The organism is Streptomyces sp. NBC_01363 (assembly GCF_026340595.1).
In the GTDB taxonomy this organism is placed as follows: domain Bacteria; phylum Actinomycetota; class Actinomycetes; order Streptomycetales; family Streptomycetaceae; genus Streptomyces.
Window position 1 is genome coordinate 4,575,000 of record NZ_JAPEPF010000001.1, and the last position, 19,999, is coordinate 4,594,998.

The following is a 19,999-nucleotide window of genomic DNA, read 5'->3' on the forward strand; positions in this document are numbered from 1 at the left end:
GCTGGGCCCCCATCCGTAGTTCCCGTGCGCGCGCGTACCCGTGTTTCTGTCCGTACTTCCGTCCATCTGTCCCCGGCGATGCCCGGCCCCGTCCGACCACGTCGGCGAGGGGCCACCGCCCGCTGGATATGGTGTGCACCTGCGTACGGACTTAAGGGGCAGTAAGTGAACGACGGCGGTCAGCGGCGGTACGGCCCGCTCGGCAGAATCCTGGTGATCATTCCGACCTACAACGAGGCCGAGAACATCAAGCCGATCGTCAGCCGGGTGCGTGCCGCTGTGCCGGACGCCGACATCCTGGTCGCCGACGACAACAGCCCGGACGGCACCGGCAAGGTCGCCGATGAGATCGCCGCCGGGGACAGCCAGGTCCACGTGCTGCACCGAAAGGGCAAGGAAGGGTTGGGTGCGGCCTATCTCGCGGGCTTCCGCTGGGGCTCCGAGCACGGCTACGGCGTGCTCGTGGAGATGGACGCCGACGGCTCCCACCAGCCCGAGGAACTGCCCAGGCTGCTCACCGCGCTCAAGGGCGCCGACCTGGTGCTCGGCTCCCGCTGGGTACCGGGCGGGCGCGTGGTCAACTGGCCCAAGTCCCGCGAAATGATCTCCCGCGGCGGCAGCACGTACTCCCGGCTCCTCCTCGGGCTGCGGACCAGGGACGTCACCGGCGGCTACCGGGCCTTCCGCGCCGAGACCCTGGACGGCATCGGCCTCGAACAGGTCGCCTCGCAGGGTTACTGCTTCCAGGTCGACCTGGCCCGCCGGGCCGTCGAAGCCGGTTATCACGTCGTCGAGGTGCCGATCACCTTCGTCGACCGGGAGATCGGTGACTCGAAGATGAGCCGCGACATCCTGGTCGAGGCGCTCTGGCGGGTCACTTCCTGGGGTGTCACCTCCCGTACGAACCGGGCCCTGGGCCGCAAGGCGATGTGATCCGCCGCGCCCGCCGCCACCGGCGGCGGGCATCGGGTCCGCCGCCCATGATCACCCCCTTGTGCCGTTCGGACGCCCGTACGGGCACACTGGGGACCATGACGACCGGCACACCGCCCCCGACCGCCCCCAGGCGCTCTCGCGCCCGTACCTTCGTCCCCCTCGCCGTCGCCGCCTGGGCGGTGCTGGAGATCTGGCTGCTCACCGTCGTGGCCGACGCGGCCGGTGGGTTCACCGTGCTGCTGCTCCTGGTGGCGGGCATCGTGCTCGGCGCCGCGGTGATGAAGCGGGCCGGCCGCCGGGCCTTCCACAACCTCACCCAGACGCTCCAGCAGATGCCGGGGCAGCCCGGGGCCGCCGCTGCCCCACCGGCCGCAGGCTCGGGTGGCAAGGGCAACGGCTTCCTGATGCTCGGCGGGCTGCTGCTGATGATCCCCGGGATCGTCTCGGACGTGGCGGGGCTCCTGCTGCTGGTGCCGCCGGTCCGTTCGTGGCTCGGCCGGTACGCGGAGCGGTCGCTGGAGCGCCGGATGCGTGCCGCGAGTCCCGGCAGCCTCTCCGACGCCTTCCAGCAGGCCCGCATCCACCGGCCGGACGGAAAGGTCGTCCAGGGTGAGGTCATCCGCGAGGACGGCGCACAGCCGGGCGCACGCCCAGATGAGGGCCCCCGGCCACCACTGACTCCCTGAACGGGCGAGTCCCGCAGCTGCGGTACGACAGAGCCGCGGGCCGCGACACCAGCTGGTGTCGCGGCCCGCGGCTCTGTCGTACCGAGGTGTTACGCGGTCAGTCAGGCAGACTTCCTGCTGTCCCGCGGATGTACGGCGATGTTCATGGCTCCGGAGCGCAGGACCGCAAGCCTCTCGGCGAGCACTTCCTCCAGCTCCTCGCGTGTGCGCCGCTCCATGAGCATGTCCCAGTGCGTGCGCGCAGGCTTGCCCTTCTTCTCCTCGGGGCCATCCCCGTCCACCAGGAGTGCCATGGCGCCGCACGCCTTGCACTCCCACTCCGGCGGAATTTCCGCCTCTACCGAGAACGGCATCTCAAATCGATGTCCGTTCTGGCATGCGTACTCCACCGCCTGGCGCGGGGCCAGATCGATGCCGCGGTCCGTCTCGTAGCTGGTAACCACGAGTCGCGTGCCGCGGAGAGCTCGCTCACTCATGAATCGTGCCTCCCGGGCTTGTCGCCCACAGGACAGGTGTCGCTGTCGTCGTCATCCGGTCAACGTCCGGTCGGCGGTAAAGATTCCCGTTGCCGGTCATGCGTCGCCCGTCGTGCCGCTGCTTTTTCAGGTTTCCCAGGGTTTCAAGTACCCAGCAATGCCCGGTTTGTCACATCTGGCGGAAGTTGTAACCCAACAGTTTGGCTTCTTCCGCTCGCAGTAACGGTCCTCCGGACAGGCCAAAGGCGTACACTACCGGCCTTTCACTTCAACGTCTAAATCCGTTCCGGAACGGGATTGCCCGCGGCCGCCACGGCCCGCCGTACCGGCACCCTCGCGAGCAGCACGGAACCGACCACGAAGAAGATCACCAACGAGATGATCGCATCCCGGTAGCTGCCGGTCAGCTGATACGCGAGCCCGAACACCAGCGGTCCCAGCCAGCTCAGTCCGCGGTCGCTCATCTCGTACGCGGAGAAGTACTCGGCCTCCTTGCCGCGCGGCACCAGATGGGAGAAGAGCGAGCGCGACAGTGCCTGGCTGCCGCCCAGCACCAGGCCGATCGCCGACGCCAGTACATAGAAGAAGACCGGTGCTCCGGCGGGGAGGAAATAGCCGGCGACGAGAATCAGCGTCCAGACGACGAGCGAACCGAGGATCGTGCGCTTCGCGCCGTACACCCGTGCCAGCCGGCCCATCCCCAGTGCTCCGGCCACCGCGAGCACCTGCACCAGCAGCACCGCCGTGATCAGGGTCGTCTGGTCGAGGCCCAGCTCCTCCGAGCCGTACACCGATGCCTGGGAGATCACCGTCTGCACGCCGTCGTTGTAGACGAGGTACGCCAGCAGGAAGGAGAGCGTCAGGGGATGGCGGCGCATGTCGCGCAGGGTGGCCATCAGCTGCCGCCAGCCCGAACCGACCGCACCCTCGCCGCTCGCCGTCACGTGCCGGTCGCGCAGCCGGCGCAGCGGCACGAGCGTGAAGGCGCCCCACCAGAGACCGGCCGACGCGAGACAGATCCGTACCGAGTCGGACTGGGAGAGGCCGAAGGAGTCGTGGCCCGTGTACAGGACCAGGTTCAGCACCAGGACGAGCGCACCCGAGGTGTAGCCGAAGGCCCAGCCGCGCGAGGAGACCGCGTCCCGCTCCTCCGGCCCGGCGATCTGCGGCAGATACGCGTTGTAGAGCACCATCGACACCGAGATCGCGGCGTTCGCCACGATCAGCAGGAACGCGCCCAGCAGATAGCGCTGACCGTCCAGGAAGAACATGCCGGTGGTCGCGGCGGCCCCGGTGTAGGCGGCGGCCGCGAGCAGCGGCTTCTTGCGCCCCGTGCGGTCCGCGGCGGCGCCCACGATCGGCATCAGGATCACCGCGACCACGACGGACATGGAGACCGCGTAGGCGAACAGCGACCCGGCGCGGACCGGAATGCCGAGCGGGTGCACGAAGCCGTCGGCGTCGGCGGACGCCTTGGCTATCGAGGTGAGATAGGGGCCGATGAAGACGGTCAGGACGCTCGTCGAGTAGACGGAGCAGGCGAAGTCGTAGAAATACCAGCCGCGTTGTTCGTGCCTGCGGCTCGCGGCATCGGCGGAATCCGCTGTCGGTTCCGTCGGCTCAGCGGTTTCCGCGGTCTCGGCGCTCAACCCGCACCCCCTCGTCTCTCCCCGTGAAGACCTCGCACGGCCGGCGTCAGGCCCAGGCCCCCCGCTCGCTCAACACCGTGCGCAGCGTCTCGATGTGATCGGTCATGATGCCATCCACGCCGAGATCGAGGAGCGCTGCCATCCGCTCCGGTTCGTTCACGGTCCAGACGTGCACCTGGAGCCCGCGCGCGTGTGCCTCGCGCACGAAGCGCCGGTCGACCACCCGGACACCGTTCTGGCTCTCCGGCACCTGTGCGCACACCGCGCCCGCCCGCAGCGTCGCCGGTATTCCGTACGAGCGCAGCCGCAGGCCCAGCACGCCCCGGACGCCGTAGGAGGTGGCGAGCCGGGGGCCCGCCAGGCGGTGGGCCCTGGCGACCCGGGCCTCCGAGAACGAGCCGACGCACACCCGGTCCCAGGCGTCCGCGCGGCGGATCAGTTCGACCAGCGGGACCAGCGCGGACCCGGCCTTGATGTCGACGTTCCAGCGGGCCTCGGGGAACGTCTCCAGCAGCTCCTCGAACAGCGGCAGCGGCTCCCGGCCCGCCACCCTGGCCCGCCGCACCTCGCTCCAGGGCAGCTCGGCTATCCGGCCGCGGGCGTCCGTCACCCGGTCCAGGGTGGCGTCGTGGAAGGCCACCAGGCGGCCGTCCGAGGTGGTGTGCACATCGGTCTCGAAGTAGCGGTACCCGGCGTCGGCGGCCCGGCGGAACGCGGCCGTGGTGTTCTCGATCCCGTCCGCCGCACCGCCTCGGTGGGCGAAGGGGATCGTCGCGGGATGGTCCAGATAGGGGTGGCGTACGGAGGTCACTGCGGAAGTATGGCCTGCTCCGGTGTCCGGGCGGTGACGGCGGTGTCGCCATTGTCCGGCGCGGATGCGAGAGCGCCCTCCTCGTGGGCCCGGGTCTCCACGTCGGGCCCGATCTCCGTGTCGGCACCGGCCCCCGCGGCCGGTTTCCCGCCGACCGCGAAGAAGCGCAGGAAGAACTGGGCGAGCGGGCCGATGGCCAGGGCGTACACGACCGTGCCCGCCCCGAGCGTGCCGCCGAGCAGGAAGCCGGTCGCCACGACCGCCACCTCGATCAGCGTCCGCACCAGCCGGATGGAGCGGCCGGTGCGCAGATACAGTCCGGTCATGAGCCCGTCACGGGGTCCCGGGCCGAACCGCGCCGCGATGTACAGCCCGGTGGCGACGCCGTTGACGACGACGCCCGCGACCATCACGGCTATCTGCGCGGCGAGGCCGTGCACGTCGGGTACGAGCGCGAGCGTGCCGTCCATGGCGATGCCGACGGCGAAGACATTGGAGACGGTGCCCAGGCCCGGACGCTGCCTGATCGGGATCCACAGCAGCAGGACGGCGGCGCCGACGACGATCGAGACGACTCCGATGGACAGACCGGTGCGCTCGGCGAGCCCCTGATGCAGCACGCCCCAGGGTTCGAGCCCGAGACCGGCGCGGACCAGGAGCGCCGAGCTGGCCCCGTACAGCGCGAGACCGACGTACAGCTGGATCAGCCGACGGGTGAGGTGCGCCCCGCGAGGGGCGGCGGCGGTGGACAAGAGGTGCCCCCTGGTGTGGTGGTAGTGGACTGCCGCATGTCACTCTGTGGCAGGGGATTGGCTTCCAACTATGGCCAATCCGAGGAAGGTGGACTGATTTCCATGGCTCAGTGGACTTCGGCAGTGGGTGCGGCGCAGCTCGCCCGGCAGCTCCAGGCCCAACAGTCCCGGCCCGTCGGACCAGGCGCCCGCAGGCCGCCCGCCTACCGTGCGCTGGCCGACGGGATCCGTCTGCTCGTCCTCGAAGGCCGGGTGCCCGTCGCAGCCAGGCTCCCCGCCGAACGCGAACTGGCGCTCGCCCTGTCCGTCAGCCGCACCACCGTCGCCGCCGCGTACGAGGCGCTGCGGACCGAGGGATTCCTGGAGTCCCGCCGGGGAGCCGGCAGCTGGACCGCCGTGCCCGCCGGGAACCCGCTGCCCGCACGCGGTCTGGAGCCGCTGCCGCCGGAGTCCCTCGGCTCGATGATCGACCTGGGCTGCGCCTCGCTGCCCGCCCCCGAACCGTGGCTGACCCGGGCGGTCCAGGGCGCCATCGAGGAGCTCGCGCCGTACGCCCACACCCATGGCGACTACCCGGCCGGTCTGCCCGCGCTGCGGCAGATGATCGCCGACCGCTACACCGGGCGCGGCATCCCGACCATGCCCGAACAGATCATGGTCACCACGGGTGCGATGGGTGCGATCGACGCGATCTGCCACCTCTTCGCGGGCCGCGGAGAGCGGATCGCGGTGGAGTCCCCGAGCTATGCCAACATCCTGCAGCTGATGCGCGAGGCGGGTGCCCGGCTGGTGCCGGTGGCGATGGAGGAGGGGCTCGGCGGCTGGGACATGAACCGGTGGCGGCAGGTGCTGCGGGACGCGGCGCCGCGGCTCGCCTATGTCGTCGCCGACTTCCACAACCCCACGGGCGCGCTGGCCGACGAGGACCGGCGGCGCGCCCTGGTGGACGCGGCCCGCTCCGCAGGCACGGTCCTGGTCGTCGACGAGACCATGAACGAGCTCTGCCTCGACGCCGATGTGCGGATGCCCCGCCGGGTCTGCGCCTTCGACCCGGCGGGCTCCACCGTGATCACGGTCGGATCGGCGAGCAAGGCCTTCTGGGCGGGCATGCGGATCGGCTGGGTGCGCGCCGCCCCGGACGTGATCCGCAGCCTGGTGGCCGCCCGCGCCTACGCCGACATGGGCACGCCCGTGCTCGAACAGCTCGCCGTCAACTGGCTGATGCGCACCGGCGGCTGGGAGGAGGCCGTGCAGGTCCGGCGCGAACAGGCGCGGGAGAACCGGGACGCGCTCGTGGCCGCGGTCCGCCGGGAGCTGCCCGACTGGGAGTTCTCCGTTCCGCGCGGCGGCCTGACGCTCTGGGTGCGGACCGGTGGCCTCTCCGGCTCCCGGCTGGCGGTGGCCGGGGAGCGGGTCGGGGTACGCGTTCCGTCCGGTCCCCGGTTCGGGGTCGACGGCGCCTTCGAGGGGTACGTACGGCTGCCGTTCACGGTCTCGGGGCCGGTCGCGGACGAGGCGGCGGCACGGCTCGCGGCGGCGGCGCAGTTGGTCGGGTCGGGGGCGGGCGCGGGCGTCGAGGCGCCGCGGACGTTCGTCGCCTGACCGGACACAGGGGTGCGGGGTGACCGGTCAGGCGACCGGTCACCCCGCACCCCTGTGGACGGCACCGTTCAGTCGGTGACCGCCATGCCCTCGACGGCCACGGTCACGGTGCGCGGCAGCACCGGCTCGGGGACGCCCGCTCCGGCCGGCACGGCCGCCTCGACGACCGGCACCTGCCGCTCGGGAAGCAGAGCGAGGACCGCCTGTCGCTGTGCCTCGCCGGTCGCCTCGTCGTACGGATCGGGCGTGGCCGGGACCTGGAGCCGGAGCACCGGGCCGGTGCCGAGTCGCGCGTATCCGCGGCCGGGCGGGACATCGGCGGCCGGGGTGGTGTGCGGCTCGGTACCGAGCACCGACTCCACCTGCTCGCGGGAGCAGTGGCCCAGCGCGACCCGGGCCCTGCAGTGCGTCCGTACGGTCTCGCCGAGGGTGTCCAGGCTGTCGAACTGATCGGTCAGGACCACGGTGACGCCGGCCGCCCTGCCGTGCCGCAGCGGCCCCTGGAGCAGTTCCTGCGGATCGGGCCTGCCATCGGCGGCGGCCAGATGGCCGAGGACACTCGGCCGGTCCAGCAGGATCCAGAGCGGGCGCTTGATGTCGTCGGGCACGGGGTGGCCGACCTGCCGGGCCCGGTTCGCGGCGGTCAGCCGCCGTTCCGTCTCGTGGGCCGCCCATTCCAGGGTCGCCAGTGCGCCGGCCAGCCCGCACTCCACGCTCAGTACGCCGTCCCGCCCGGTCAGGCAGGCGTATTCGCCGGTTCCGCTGCCTTCGACGATCAGGATGTCGCCGTGCTGGAGCGCCTGCAGGGCGATGGAGCGCATCAGGGTCGTGGTGCCGCTGCCGGGCTGCCCGACCACCAGCAGATGCGGCTCGGTGGAGCGGGCGCCGGTCCGCCAGACGACCGGAGGGGCGTCACGGGTCGTGTCGCCGTCGTGCACCGGAACCGTGCGCTGCACCGCGTCGCCGTCGGTGAAGCCCAGTACGGTCTCGCCGGGGGCGGTGACGAAACGCTGGGCGCCGATGGAGGTGGGCAGGGCGCCGAGGACGTTCATGACGAGCTGGTTGCCCTCCTCGTCCCAGGCGAAGTGGTATTCGCGGCCGCGGCCGGACTTGGCGTGCAGCAGCCGCTCGATCCGGGCACGGGAGGCGGCCTCGCTGTCGGTGAAGTAGGCGGGGTACGTCACCTGGAGGCGGGTCAGCCGCCCGTCGCCGTCGAACTCGTAACCGCTGAAGGCCTTCTCCCAGTCGCCGCCGTGGGAGAACAGCGGACCGGGGTCGTCGGCCACGGAGAAGTACGGCACGAGCGCCTCGTACAAGGACCGCAGCCGCGCGGTCTCCGCCTCGTCGGGACCGGTCTTCACGGGGGTCCGCTCCCGCCCCGCCCAGGCTGCGGCGCCCATCACCGTGACAAGGGCGATCAGACCCCCGTACGGCATGAGCGCGAACGCGAGTACGCAGGCCGCGACGAGGGACAGCGTGGGGCCACGCCTGTCCTTGGGCGTCGCGGCCCACTTCTGCCGTCCGGCTCCGGCCAGCAGCCGCAGACCACGAGTGATCGTGATCAGCGGATGGAGGACGTCCGTGGCGTTGTCGGTGGCCGTGCGCGCGAACTCGCGACTGCGAGTGATCGAGGCGCTGCCGCTGCTCAGAATGCGGGGGAGTGGTCGCCGGGCCACGTCGGTCTCCTGAAGGGGTGGGAGCGGTCGCGGAGGGTCAGAACTTGATCCCGCCCAGGAGGCCGGCGAGGCTCGCGCCCCCCGCGGTGATGCTCGGTGCAATGGCGGTGCCTGCCAGATAGAAGCCGAACAGGGCGGTGACGAGGGCGTGCGAGGCCTTGAGGCCGTCCTTCCTGAAGAACAGGAAGACGATGATGCCGAGGATGACGACGCCTGACATGGACAGGATCATGAGTGGTTCTCCTGGTTGGGGGGACGGTCACCATGAGTCCTTCCAGGTTCACCGGAAGTATCTATACGATAAAAGCTGCATTTGGGTGAAAAGTCGTTATTTTCACTTGAATGGCCGACCGGGTGATCCCGGTGGGCCGGAACTTTCGGTGTCGTGCACTGTTCCGCCGCACCATTCGTGATCCTTTGCCACGGGTGGGCCGGGTCATGTGCCCGGTCGGGCAGTACCCTGTCGGTTCACTCGTACGGCCCCCACGGCGTACGCCCCGGCAGGTCGACAGCAGTGAAACCGGTTAATGGAAGGCGGTCCGTCCGATGAGCGAAACCCCCGATCCCGAGGTGGTCGAGCTGGCGACGAAGGTCTTCGACCTCGCCCGCCGCGGTGAGACCGACGCGCTCGCCGCGTACGTCGACGCGGGCGTCCCCGCGAACCTCACCAACGACCGGGGCGATTCGCTGCTGATGCTCGCCGCCTACCACGGGCACGCCGCCGCCGTCACGGCCCTCGTCGGCCGGGGCGCCGACCCGGACCGGGCCAACGACCGCGGGCAGACGCCGCTCGCCGGAGCCGTCTTCAAGGGCGAGGACGCGGTGATCGAGGCACTGCTCTCCGCGGGCGCCGATCCGGCCGCCGGAACACCCTCCGCTCTCGACACGGCTCGCATGTTCGGCAAGGCCGACCTGCTGGAACTCTTCGGCTCCCGCTGACCGGGTACGCCGTAAATGTGGTCGCGGTGGCGAAATGGCTGGGTCATCATGACGTCGCGGGCCCGGTTCCGGGCCACCGACGAGAGGCAGAGGAAGATGGTCTACACCAAGCAGAAGACGGCGGTCGGCCGATCATGTTGCTGCGCGGCGTAGTGCCCACCCGGCACTTGGAACTGCACAGTCCCGGTTGCGTCGACAGCTTGATGTGAGGCTTTTTCCATGTTTGATCCGTTCATAGCGCCGAGCGGCACCCTGCTCGGCCTGCTGCAGAGGGGCCGTGGCGACGGCACGCTCCACGCGCTCGCCGCACCACGCCCCGAGGCCCTGGCGGCTCTCAACCACTGCGTCCTGAGCGATCCGCGTCACGACTGGCAGGTGGAGAACCGCTCCCTCTACTACGCACGCCTGTACCTCGACCTCGACGGCGGCATCGAAGAGATCGAGCGTCACCTGTGCGATCCCGACGACCACCTCGACACCGACGACTCGCGCACCGGGCTGGCCCTCGCCGTGCTCGGCCACCTCGCCTCGTACGGACGCGACGACGCCCTGGCCCTGCTGCGGCGGTACGCCGCGACCGGCACCAACTGGGCCTGGGCCCTCGACGAGCTCGCCCTGCGCGACGACGACGCGGGACTCCGCGCCCTCGCCGTACCCGTGCTCGGCCGGTTCCCGGCCACCGAGGAGGGCGCCGCCGAGCTGGCCGTCGCCGTACGGGACGCCTACGAACCCCGCCCCTGGCGGCTCTGGGCGGAAGACCCGCGCGACACGGTCGGCACCAGGGTCAGGGCCGCCTCGGAACAGGGCTCCTTCGACCGCTGGCAGCGCCAGATGCGGCCCGGCGGCCCGCGTCCGGGCTGGAGCGTGCAGGCGGTCTTCGACTGGGCCCAGCAGGGACTCGAACGCGGCAGCACCCTCCATGTGCCGGCCGCCCGCTGCCTCACCGCCGTCGCGGGCCCCGAGGACCGGCCCACGATCATCGAGGCCGCCCGCAGCGGCCCGGAAGGCGCACGCTGTGCCGCGCTGCACTACCTGGCGGAGGCCAGGGACCCGGCCGTGCTCGACCTGATCGAGACCGGCGCGGTCGGGGTCTCGCGCACCGTCGCCGACGCGTCCGTCGCCGCCTTCGAGCGGATGTGCGGCGACGCTGCGGTGGAGCGCGCCAGGCGCTGGGCCCGACGGCCCGACGCGCTCGGCGCCTCCGCGGCCGGTGTGCTCGCCTGCCGGGGCGGTGCCCAGGACGCCTCACTGGTCCTCGGAGCGCTCCGCGAAGCCGTACGGGGCGACGGACCGGACGCACCACGTCTGTGGACCCTCGTCGACGGCGCGGGGCGGCTGGGCATCGTCTGTGCCGCTCCCGTGCTGCGGCACGTCTACCGGGAGACGTCCTCGTCGCATCTGCGCGGCCGGGCGGCCCGCGCACTGGCCGCCACCGATCCCTCCTTCGCCACCGGATTCGCCGTCGAGTGCCTGTGGGACTGCGAGGAGACCACCCGCGAGGTCGCCGCCCTCCACGCGGAGACCGGGGACATCAGGGTCGCCGAGCGGCTCCGCCGCCTCGCCGCAGACCCGGCCGAGGAGGCCGAGGTGCAGACGGCGGTACGCAGCCGGATCGGGCCCGACACTCCGGCGGCCTGACCGAGTACGCACGCGACGCGCGTCGGGGGGCGCGCGGCGTGAAACGGGTGGCCCCACCCGAACGGAAGACCCTCGCGGCGCGCCCGGCTCAAACGCTCACGGGACGTTCCCCGGGCGGAAAGATCCAAGTCGGCCCGGTCACGCCCGGCGTGGCGACAACACGGATATGCGTGTCGTCATCGTCACCGAATCCTTTCCGCCCGATGTCAACGGCGTGGCCCACTGCACCCTCCGGACGGCCCGGCATCTCGTCGGCCGCGGCCACGAACCGCTCGTCATCGCCCCGGCCACCGCCGGCGCGACGACCACGTCCCGTTCGGACCTCCCCGCCGCCTTCGAGGCCGGCGCCCCCTGCCCCGTGGTGCGCGTCCCCTCCCTCCCCCTGCCCGGCTATCCCAGGTCCGGGTCGCGCTGCCGAGCCGGCGGCTGACCGCCGCCCTCACCGCCCACCGAGCCCGACTCGTCCATCTGGCCGGACCGTTCGTGCTCGGTGCACGGGGCATGGCGGCCGCCGCCAGGCTCGGTCTGCCGGCCGTGGCCGTCTACCAGACCGATCTGGCCGACTACGCACGCACGTACCTCGGCACCGGCGAGAACACCGCCTGGCGCCGGATGCGTGCCGTGCACGGCGCCGCCGACCGCACCCTCGCCCCGTCCACCGCCGCCCTGCGTGACCTCGCCCATCACGGCGTGCCCCGGGTGCGGCTGTGGCCACGGGGTGTCGACACCACCCGGTTCCGGCCCGGACTGCGGGACGAGACACTGCGCCGCCGGCCCGCGCCCGACGGGGAGCGGATCGTCGGGTACGTCGGCCGGCTCGCCCCGGAGAAGCACGTCGAACTCCTCGCCGGGGCCTGCGCGATCCCCGGGGTCCGGGTCGTGGCCGTCGGGGACGGACCCAGTGAGCCGATGCTGCGCACCACCCTGCCCGGCGCGGTCTTCCTCGGCCGCAGGACCGGGGACGACCTCGCCCGGGTCTTCGCCTCGCTGGACACGTTCGTGCACACCGGACCGTACGAGACGTTCTGCCGGACGGTGCAGGAGGCCATGGCCTGCGGAGTGCCCGTGATCGCCCCGGCGGCGGGCGGACCGCTCGATCTCGTCGACCACGGGCGCACCGGGCTGCTCGTCCCCCCGCTCGACGCCCGTGCGGTGGCGGCGGCGGTCCGCGCACTCGCCGCCGACCCCGTACTCGCCGCGGCCTACGGCGCCACCGGCCGGGCCACGGTCGAGGGACGCACCTGGCAGGCCGTGGGCGATCAGCTCCTGGACCACTACGACGAGGTGCTGCGCGAGCGGACGGCGGTGGCGGCATGAGCGGCCGGACGTGCTGATCCTGCTGTGCTCGCGGCTCTCGGTCGAGAAACGTCCCGGCCGGGCCCTGGAGACCCTCGCCGGGCTGCGGCGTCGAGGGGTGCGGGCGGCACTGGTCGTCGCGGGCGACGGGCCGCTGCGCGCGGGGCTGGAGACCCGGGCACGGGCACAGCGGCTGCCGGTCGAATTCCTGGGCCGTGTGCGTGACCGGGAGACCCTGGCGGATCTGCAGGCGGCGGCCGACATCTGCCTGGCGCCCGGACCCGCCGAGACGTTCGGCCTGTCGGCCCTGGAGGCACTGGCCTGCGGCACCCCGGTGGTGGCGAGCGCGAGCGTGAGCTCCGCGCTGCCGGAGGTGATCGGCGGTGCCGGCGTCGCGGCCGAGGACACCGGCGAGGCCTTCGCCGCCGCCGTACGCGAGCTGCTCGGGCGCCCGCCGGACGAGCGCCGCGCCGCGGCCAGGCAACGGGCGGAACTCTTCGGCTGGGACCGCTCGGTGGCCGCGTTCCTGGCCGCCCACGGGGTGCCGGACCGGGGCGGGATCGCGGGGGTGCGGATATGAGCGGGGGTGCGGGTACGAAGGGTGCGTCGGAGCCGTGCGGCGCCGCGGAACCACGCGCTGCGGGACCACATACTCCGGAACCCTGCGCCGCGCGACCGTCGGGCCCGTGCCCGGTGCGGTTCGCCGCGCTCGGGGACTCGTTCACCGAAGGCGTCGGCGACCCCGTCCCCGGTGGTTTGCGGGGCCAGGGCCTGTCCGGCGGATCGCGGTCGGGGCCGGCGGGGCGCGGAGTTCCGAAACTTCGCCGTCAGCGGTGCGCAGTCCGCCGACGTCCGGGACCGGCAGGCCGCTGCCGCAGCGGCGTTCCGGCCCCACCTCGCCTCCGTCGTCGTCGGCGTCAACGACACGCACCGGGGCTCGAACCCCGGCAGCCGCCCCCGAGCCGCCTGCGCGTTGGCCGCCGTACAGCCGGCCGGTACGCCGGGAGCGGGGGAGCGGGCCGTGCCGTCCGGGCCGTTGCCCGCGCCGCGGGTCAGTATGGAGGGATGACCGGACGCTGGGAGTTCTGGATCGACCGGGGCGGGACGTTCACCGATGTCGTGGGCCGGGACCCCGGCGGGCACCTGGTCACCCGCAAGCTGCTCTCCCACGACCCGGACCGCTACCGCGACGCCGCCGTGGCCGGGATCCGGGCGCTGCTCGGACTCGGCCCCACCGACCCGGTCCCCGCCGACCGGGTCGCCGCGGTGCGGATCGGCACGACCGTCGCCACCAACGCCCTGCTGGAGCGGCGCGGCGAGCCGACCGTCCTGGTCATCACGGAAGGTTTCCGGGACGCCCTGCGCATCGCCTACCAGAACCGGCCGCGGCTCTTCGACCGCCGCATCCTGCTGCCCGAGGCCGTGTACGAGCGGGTGATCGAGGTCCCCGAGCGGATCGACGCCCGTGGCCGGGTCGTCAGACCACTGGACCGGGAAGCGGTCACCGAGCGGCTGAGGGCCGCCCGCGCCGACGGACTGCGCAGCGCGGCCGTCGTCCTGATGCACGGCTACCGCCACCCCGCGCACGAGCGCGCCGTGGCCGCCGCGGCCCGGGAGGCGGGCTTCACCCAGGTCAGCAGCTCGCACGAGGTGAGCCCGCTGATCAAGCTCGTCCCACGCGGCGACACCACCGTCGTCGACGCCTATCTCTCACCGATCCTGCGCCGGTACGTCGACGAGATCGCCGGTGAACTCGACGGCATCCGGCTGATGTTCATGCAGTCCAACGGCGGACTGCGCGAGGCCTCCCACTTCCGGGGCAAGGACGCGGTGCTCTCCGGCCCGGCCGGTGGCGTGGTCGGCATGGCCCGCACCTCCGAACAAGCCGGATTCGGCCGGGTCATCGGCTTCGACATGGGCGGAACGTCCACCGACGTGTCCCACTACGCGGGCGAGTTCGAGCGCGAGCTCGGCACCCAGGTCGCCGGAGTGCGGATGCGCGCCCCGATGATGAGCATCCACACCGTCGCGGCCGGCGGCGGCTCCGTCCTGCACTTCGACGGCCGGCGCTACCGGGTCGGCCCCGACTCGGCGGGCGCGATCCCCGGCCCGGCCTGCTACCGCCGCGGCGGCCCGCTGACCGTCACCGACGCCAATGTGATGCTCGGCCGGATCCAGCCCGCGCACTTCCCGGCCGTCTTCGGACCGGACGGAGACCTCCCGCTCGACCCGGACCTGGTCCGCGAACGCTTCGACGCGCTCGCCGAGGACGTGAGGCGCGCCACCGGAACACGGCGCACGGCCGCCGGGACCGCCGCCGGGTTCCTGGAGATCGCCGTGCTCAACATGGCCAACGCGGTCAAGAAGATCTCCGTGCAGCGCGGGCACGACATCACCCGCTACGCCCTGACCGGCTTCGGCGGCGCCGGTGGACAGCACGTCTGCGCCGTCGCCGACTCCTTGGGCATCGACACGGTCCTCGTACCGCCGCTCGCGGGCGTGCTGTCCGCGTACGGCATCGGTCTCGCCGACGCCACCGCGATGCGCGAACAGTCCGTGGAGGCGGAACTGAACGAGGCGACCCGGACCGCGGTGGGCGAACTCTGCGACGAACTGGCCGCCCGGACCCGCGCCGAACTGCGCGCCGACGCCGTCCCCGACAGCGCGATCAGCACGCACGCCCGAGTGCTGCTCCGCTACGCCGGTACGGATTCGAGCCTGCCTGTCGGCCTGGACACCGCACCCGCCATGGCCGAGGCGTTCACCGCCGAGCACCGCGCACGCTACGCGTTCACCATGGACAAACCCCTGGTCGTCGAAGCGGTCTCGGTCGAGGCGACCGGCACGGCGGGCCGGCACCAGCCACGCCCGGCCGACCGCACGCCCCGCACCGGCGTGAAGCCCCGGCCGCGCGAGACCGTGAGGATGTTCGCCGAGGGCCGATGGCGGGACACCCCGCTCCACCGCCGAGAGGAACTGCGTCCCGAGGACACCGTGACCGGCCCCGCCGTGATCGCCGAGGCGGACGCCACCACCGTCGTCGACCCGGGCTGGCAGGCCGCTCTCGCCGACACCGGCCACCTGCTGCTCACCAGGGTCCGCCCACGCCCGGACCGCACGGCCGTCGGCACCCGGGTCGACCCCGTCATGCTGGAGGTCTTCAACAACCTCTTCATGTCGATCGCCGAGCAGATGGGGGTGCGCCTGGAGAACACGGCACACTCCGTCAACATCAAGGAGCGGCTCGACTTCTCCTGCGCGCTCTTCGACGCGGACGGCAATCTGATCGCCAACGCCCCGCACATCCCCGTCCACCTCGGCTCGATGGGGGAGTCCATCAAGGAGGTGCTGCGGCGCAACGGCGACACGATGCGTCCGGGCGACGCGTACGCCATCAACGATCCCTACCACGGCGGAACCCATCTGCCCGATGTGACCGTGGTGACGCCGGTGTTCGACGAGGCCGACGGCGAACGGCCGGAGCTGCGCTTCCTCGTGGCCTCACGCGGACACCACGCCGAGATCGGCGGCATCACCCCCGGTTCCATGCCCGCCTTCAGCCGCACCATCCACGAGGAAGGGGTGCTGTTCGACAACTGGCTGCTGGTACGCGACGGCAGCTTCCGCGAGGACGAGACGCGCGAGCTGCTCACCATCGCCGCGTACCCCTCCCGCGACCCGGAGGCCAACCTCGCCGACCTGCGCGCCCAGATCGCCGCCAACGAGAAGGGCATCGCCGAACTCCGGCGCATGGTCGAACAGTTCGGGCCCGACGCCGTCGCCGCGTACATGGGCCACGTGCAGGACAACGCCGAGGAATCCGTCCGCCGGATCATCGCCGGGCTCCACGACGGCGCCTACCGCTACGAGACCGACAACGGCGCGGTCATCGAGGTCGCCCTCACCGTGGACCGGGCCGCCCGCTCCGCGGTCGTCGACTTCACCGGCACCTCACCGCAGCAGCCGGGCAATTTCAACGCGCCGAAATCCGTGGTCATGGCGGCCGTGCTGTACGTCTTCCGGACCCTGGTCGCCGACGACATCCCCCTCAACAGCGGCTGCCTCAAGCCCCTGGAGGTCCGGATCCCGGAAGGCTCCATGCTGGCCCCCGTCCACCCGGCGGCCACCGTCGCGGGAAACGTGGAGACGTCCCAGGCCGTCACCGGTGCCCTGTACGCGGCCCTCGGCATCCAGGCCGAGGGTTCGGGCACCATGAACAACCTCACCTTCGGCAACGAACGGGTCCAGTACTACGAGACGGTGGCGAGCGGCTCGGGCGCGGGCGACGGCTTCGACGGCGCCGACGCCGTGCAGACCCATATGACCAACTCCCGTCTCACCGACCCCGAAGTCCTCGAATGGCGCTACCCCGTCCTGCTGGAGAGCTTCCGGGTGCGCGAGGGCAGCGGGGGCGGCGGGCGCCGGCACGGCGGCTGCGGGGTGGAGCGGCGGATCCGTTTCCTGGAACCCGTCACCGTGGCACTGCTCTCCGGCCACCGCCGGGTCCGGCCGTACGGCATGGCGGGCGGGGAACCCGGCGCACTGGGCGACCAGCACATCGAGCACCCGGACGACCGGGCGGACACACCGCTGCGCGGCTGCGACACGGCCGAGCTGGAGCCGGGCGACGTACTGGTGCTGCGCACACCGGGCGGCGGGGGCTACGGAACCCCGGAGCAGGGCCCCGACGACGGTACGGAACGCACCGGGGAACGGCCGTGACGCCACTGCCGGCCGGTCCCGGGCCAGGGGTCGCTTCTGCGCCGTTTCGACCGTTGTCTGTGTGAGGACCTAATCTGTGCAGCGTGACTTCGCCTGCCTACACGGACAACGCTGCGCCCCAGCTCAGCGCGGGGCCGCGGCCCGCCCCGGGCCCGGCCGCCGACGAGGGGCTCTCGCGGCGGCTGCGCGCGCTCGCCTGCACGGCGCCGCTGCACGACCTCGATGTGCGCAAGGCGAATCTGGCCGGTGAGTACACCGTCTACGCGATGGCCGAGGTCGCCCTCGCCGCGATCGATCTCGTCACCCTCAACATGGACTTCGACACGGGTGCCGACCACGACCAGATAGTGACCAGACTGCTTCCCCGCGTCGCCGCCCAGGCCCCGCGCCGCCCTCTGGCCGAGCACGAGCGCGTCGCGCGCTGGGTGCTGGAGAACCTGATCAATGTCGGCAGCGTGGACCGCGGATTCCGCGCGGTGTACGGCACGTTCGGCCCCGACGGGGTGTACGTCCGCCGGGACTACGACTTCAAGTTGATCGAGGAGGTCCCGGGATACGGCGGCACCGTCTACCTCCGGGCCACCGACGAAGCGGTCAACGTCCTGGTGGGCGCCCTCGACACGGACGTCACCAGCGCCCAGATCGCCGCCGAGGTGAAGCTGGAGGTCCTCATCAGCCGGGGCCGCCTCGCGGACGCGCAGCTCGCCGCCGAGCAGGCCCGCTACCGCACCGTGCAGTACGCGGAGACCCTCCGCAAGACGCTGGAGGCCACCCGGCGCAACGTCCGCGCCGTCGACTGGCTCAACGCGGTGCCCGACATGATCGCCGAAGCGCTGGACCACGTCGCCGACCGCTACCGCCACGAGAACGCGATCCTCACCAACATCCGCAAGGCGCGCGACGAGGCGGAGGAGCCCGAGCACAAACGCCGCGCCGCCGAGCTCGTCGACATCGTCAAGGACTGCATCCGCCGCCACACCCAGCTGCAGTCCCGACTGCTGGAAGCCGGACCGCTGTTCCGCGCCGAACAGGACCGGCAGGCCTTCGCCACCCCCACGGCCCGCACCGGCCTCGATCTGTACGGCCAACTGGTCGCCCCGCTGCTGCCGCTCCCCGTCGAACAGGCGATCCGCGTCACCGATGCCTTCTTCGCCCACGGCACCGGGCTGCGCACCCCCACCTCGGTACGGGTGGGCGACCTCGTCGACATGCTGCTCACCCCGCCCCTGGAGCGGGAACACCTGGGCGCCGAGATGCCCGAGCCCGACCTGATCGCCACCCCCGACGACAGCAGGTTCAGCGAGGAGCAGCTCGCCGGCGCCATGGAGCTCCTGGACCTGGAACACGACGCCCCGCGGCGCCTGTCCGGACTCCTCACCGAGGCCCGGCGCCGCGATCCCGAACTGCCCTACCTGGTCGCCCTGCTCGCGGTGCACGCGGCGAGCCCGCCGGTCGGCACCGCCTACCGGCAGGGAGAGCAGCGACTGCTGTTCTCCGTCGACGACGGTACGCAGCTCGACGACCCCGAGTTCGGCGGCGCCGACCTGATCGTGGGCACGGCCCTGCTAGACGCGGCCGGAATGGCCGCGGACCGCACGGAGGCGTCATGACCGGCACGGTACGCGCGGCACGGCGCACACAGACCCGGCCGGCCCCCGCGGACCAGGGGCGTCCGCGGCCCGCCGGCACCCGCGCCACGGTCAAGGACCGGACCCCGCCGCCCGGGACGGACACCGTGAGAACGGACCGGACGCCGCCGCCCGGCACGGACACCGCGAGAGCCGGCGCCGTCCACCCCGTACCGAAGAGTTTCCGCAGCAAGGAGCGACAGTCGTGAGCGACCACCGCGCACAGCACCCCGACGCGTGGGGCGAGCCGAGCGCCGCGTACGCGACCGAGGCCGCGGGACCCTCCGAGCCGGTGGCCCCCGCGGCCACCGCGTCCGTCACCCCGGCCGACGCGGCCGACGCCGCCCGGCTCGTCGCCTTCGGCCTCCAGCCCAAGCTGCTGCCCGCACGCGACGCCGAATACGCCGAACTGCTCCGCCGCTACCGCGAGGAGCCCGCCTTCGCGCGGCTCGCCGACGCCGTGGCGACCGGACTCGGCCTGGTCGTCCTGGAGGTGTCCACCCGCGCGGGCATGGCCGTGACCGCCGGTGAGGACTCGGTCTTCGCCGTCCGCATGGGCGACTACGCCCGCCGCGCCTCGTCCGACTCCTCCGACCGCTTCCTGCACGGGCTGGCGCACCTCGCCGTCGCCGCGATGGCCTTCCCCCGCCCCGAGGACCTCGCCGACGACGCGTACATCGGCCGGATCACGGTCAACGGCGTCGACTCGTTCGTACGCCAGGCGTGCCACCGCCTGGAGGAGCGCGCCGAGGAGCACGGGGACAACACGGACCCGGCCACCGACGCCCCCGGACTCGAAGCGGCCTGGCGGATCTACGCCCGGCGCAGCTCCACCGGGGCCACGAAGGACGCCCGGCGACTGGCCGGCTCCACCACCGGCATCGTTGGCAAGGCCGTCGCCTTCCTCACCGACTCCGGCTTCCTCCAGCGCACCGGGGACGACGCCGGGGGTGCCTTCCGCACCACCGCCCGCTACCAGCTCCAGGTCCGTGACATGGCAGGCAGCGCCGCCATGGCCGAACTGCTGGAACTCGGCGTCGTACCGGTCACCGACGGCACGGCGACACTGTTGCCGCCGCCCGACCCCGACGACCTGGAACTGGCCGCCGACGCGGGTCTGCCCTTCCACGCCTGACCGGCCCGCCCCACCACCGCCGTCTCCTTCCCGCTGCCTGAACGACGAGAGTC

At 72.4% G+C, this 19,999-nt stretch carries 15 protein-coding genes and 2 pseudogenes; 11 read left to right on the top strand and 6 right to left on the bottom strand.

Annotated features, from left to right (window positions below; genetic code table 11):
- Window positions 1-165 precede the first annotated feature (165 nt).
- Window positions 166-933: a polyprenol monophosphomannose synthase gene (locus OG611_RS20870; RefSeq protein WP_266422327.1), complete on the top strand. Its 768-nt coding sequence runs from the start codon at window positions 166-168 to the stop codon at window positions 931-933.
- A gap of 98 nt (window positions 934-1,031) precedes the next feature.
- Window positions 1,032-1,622 carry an FxsA family membrane protein gene (gene fxsA, locus OG611_RS20875; protein WP_266422329.1) on the top strand — a complete coding sequence of 197 codons (591 nt, stop codon included), beginning with the start codon at window positions 1,032-1,034 and terminating at the stop codon, window positions 1,620-1,622.
- Window positions 1,623-1,723: 101 nt separating this feature from the next.
- Here fxsA and OG611_RS20880 read toward each other — a convergent pair whose 3' ends face one another.
- From OG611_RS20880 to OG611_RS20895, 4 genes are all read right to left on the bottom strand, one after another.
- Window positions 1,724-2,098 carry an RNA polymerase-binding protein RbpA gene (locus OG611_RS20880; protein WP_007262928.1) on the bottom strand — a complete coding sequence of 125 codons (375 nt, stop codon included), beginning with the start codon at window positions 2,096-2,098 and terminating at the stop codon, window positions 1,724-1,726.
- Window positions 2,099-2,373: 275 nt separating this feature from the next.
- Entirely contained in the window at window positions 2,374-3,747 is a 1,374-nt protein-coding gene (locus OG611_RS20885; RefSeq protein ID WP_266422332.1) for an MFS transporter, read from the bottom strand.
- 46 nt (window positions 3,748-3,793) lie between these two features.
- The gene (locus tag OG611_RS20890) at window positions 3,794-4,558 is read right to left on the bottom strand and encodes a glycerophosphodiester phosphodiesterase (RefSeq protein ID WP_266422335.1); all 765 of its coding nucleotides are present in this window, start codon (window positions 4,556-4,558) and stop codon (window positions 3,794-3,796) included.
- Window positions 4,555-5,310 (bottom strand): YitT family protein, encoded by a 756-nt coding sequence (locus OG611_RS20895; RefSeq protein ID WP_266422337.1) that lies wholly within the window; start codon window positions 5,308-5,310, stop codon window positions 4,555-4,557. The genes OG611_RS20890 and OG611_RS20895 overlap by 4 nt, the downstream gene beginning before the upstream one ends.
- A 102-nt stretch (window positions 5,311-5,412) precedes the next feature.
- Between OG611_RS20895 and OG611_RS20900 the strand changes: the two genes are divergently transcribed.
- Window positions 5,413-6,912 carry a PLP-dependent aminotransferase family protein gene (locus OG611_RS20900; protein WP_266422340.1) on the top strand — a complete coding sequence of 500 codons (1,500 nt, stop codon included), beginning with the start codon at window positions 5,413-5,415 and terminating at the stop codon, window positions 6,910-6,912.
- A gap of 68 nt (window positions 6,913-6,980) precedes the next feature.
- Here the strand turns inward: OG611_RS20900 and OG611_RS20905 are convergent, their stop codons facing one another.
- Window positions 6,981-8,588, bottom strand: a complete 1,608-nt coding sequence (locus OG611_RS20905; protein ID WP_266422343.1) for an ATP-binding protein — start codon at window positions 8,586-8,588, stop codon at window positions 6,981-6,983.
- A 37-nt stretch (window positions 8,589-8,625) separates the two neighbouring features.
- Window positions 8,626-8,820: a hypothetical protein gene (locus tag OG611_RS20910; protein WP_018103962.1), complete on the bottom strand. Its 195-nt coding sequence runs from the start codon at window positions 8,818-8,820 to the stop codon at window positions 8,626-8,628.
- Window positions 8,821-9,134: 314 nt separating this feature from the next.
- Between OG611_RS20910 and OG611_RS20915 the strand changes: the two genes are divergently transcribed.
- The 8 genes and pseudogenes from OG611_RS20915 to OG611_RS20955 all read left to right on the top strand — a co-directional run bounded on the left by OG611_RS20915 (window position 9,135) and on the right by OG611_RS20955 (window position 19,946).
- A complete protein-coding gene (locus OG611_RS20915) occupies window positions 9,135-9,527 on the top strand; it encodes an ankyrin repeat domain-containing protein (RefSeq protein WP_072489348.1) in 393 nt (130 codons plus the stop codon).
- Between the two features lie 219 nt (window positions 9,528-9,746).
- Entirely contained in the window at window positions 9,747-11,165 is a 1,419-nt protein-coding gene (locus OG611_RS20920) for a HEAT repeat domain-containing protein (RefSeq protein WP_266422346.1), read from the top strand.
- Window positions 11,166-11,331: 166 nt separating this feature from the next.
- Window positions 11,332-12,482, top strand: a pseudogene (locus OG611_RS20925) (glycosyltransferase family 4 protein).
- A 10-nt stretch (window positions 12,483-12,492) separates the two neighbouring features.
- Window positions 12,493-13,041 (top strand): annotated as a pseudogene (locus OG611_RS20930) (glycosyltransferase); the annotation flags it as partial.
- A gap of 485 nt (window positions 13,042-13,526) precedes the next feature.
- Entirely contained in the window at window positions 13,527-17,183 is a 3,657-nt protein-coding gene (locus OG611_RS20940; RefSeq protein WP_266422349.1) for a hydantoinase B/oxoprolinase family protein, read from the top strand.
- An 83-nt stretch (window positions 17,184-17,266) separates the two neighbouring features.
- Window positions 17,267-18,793 carry a hypothetical protein gene (locus tag OG611_RS20945; RefSeq protein WP_266422352.1) on the top strand — a complete coding sequence of 509 codons (1,527 nt, stop codon included), beginning with the start codon at window positions 17,267-17,269 and terminating at the stop codon, window positions 18,791-18,793.
- A complete protein-coding gene (locus OG611_RS20950; protein ID WP_266422355.1) occupies window positions 18,790-19,020 on the top strand; it encodes a hypothetical protein in 231 nt (76 codons plus the stop codon). The genes OG611_RS20945 and OG611_RS20950 overlap by 4 nt, the downstream gene beginning before the upstream one ends.
- Window positions 19,017-19,946 (top strand): hypothetical protein, encoded by a 930-nt coding sequence (locus tag OG611_RS20955; protein ID WP_266422358.1) that lies wholly within the window; start codon window positions 19,017-19,019, stop codon window positions 19,944-19,946. The genes OG611_RS20950 and OG611_RS20955 overlap by 4 nt, the downstream gene beginning before the upstream one ends.
- Window positions 19,947-19,999: the final 53 nt, after the last annotated feature.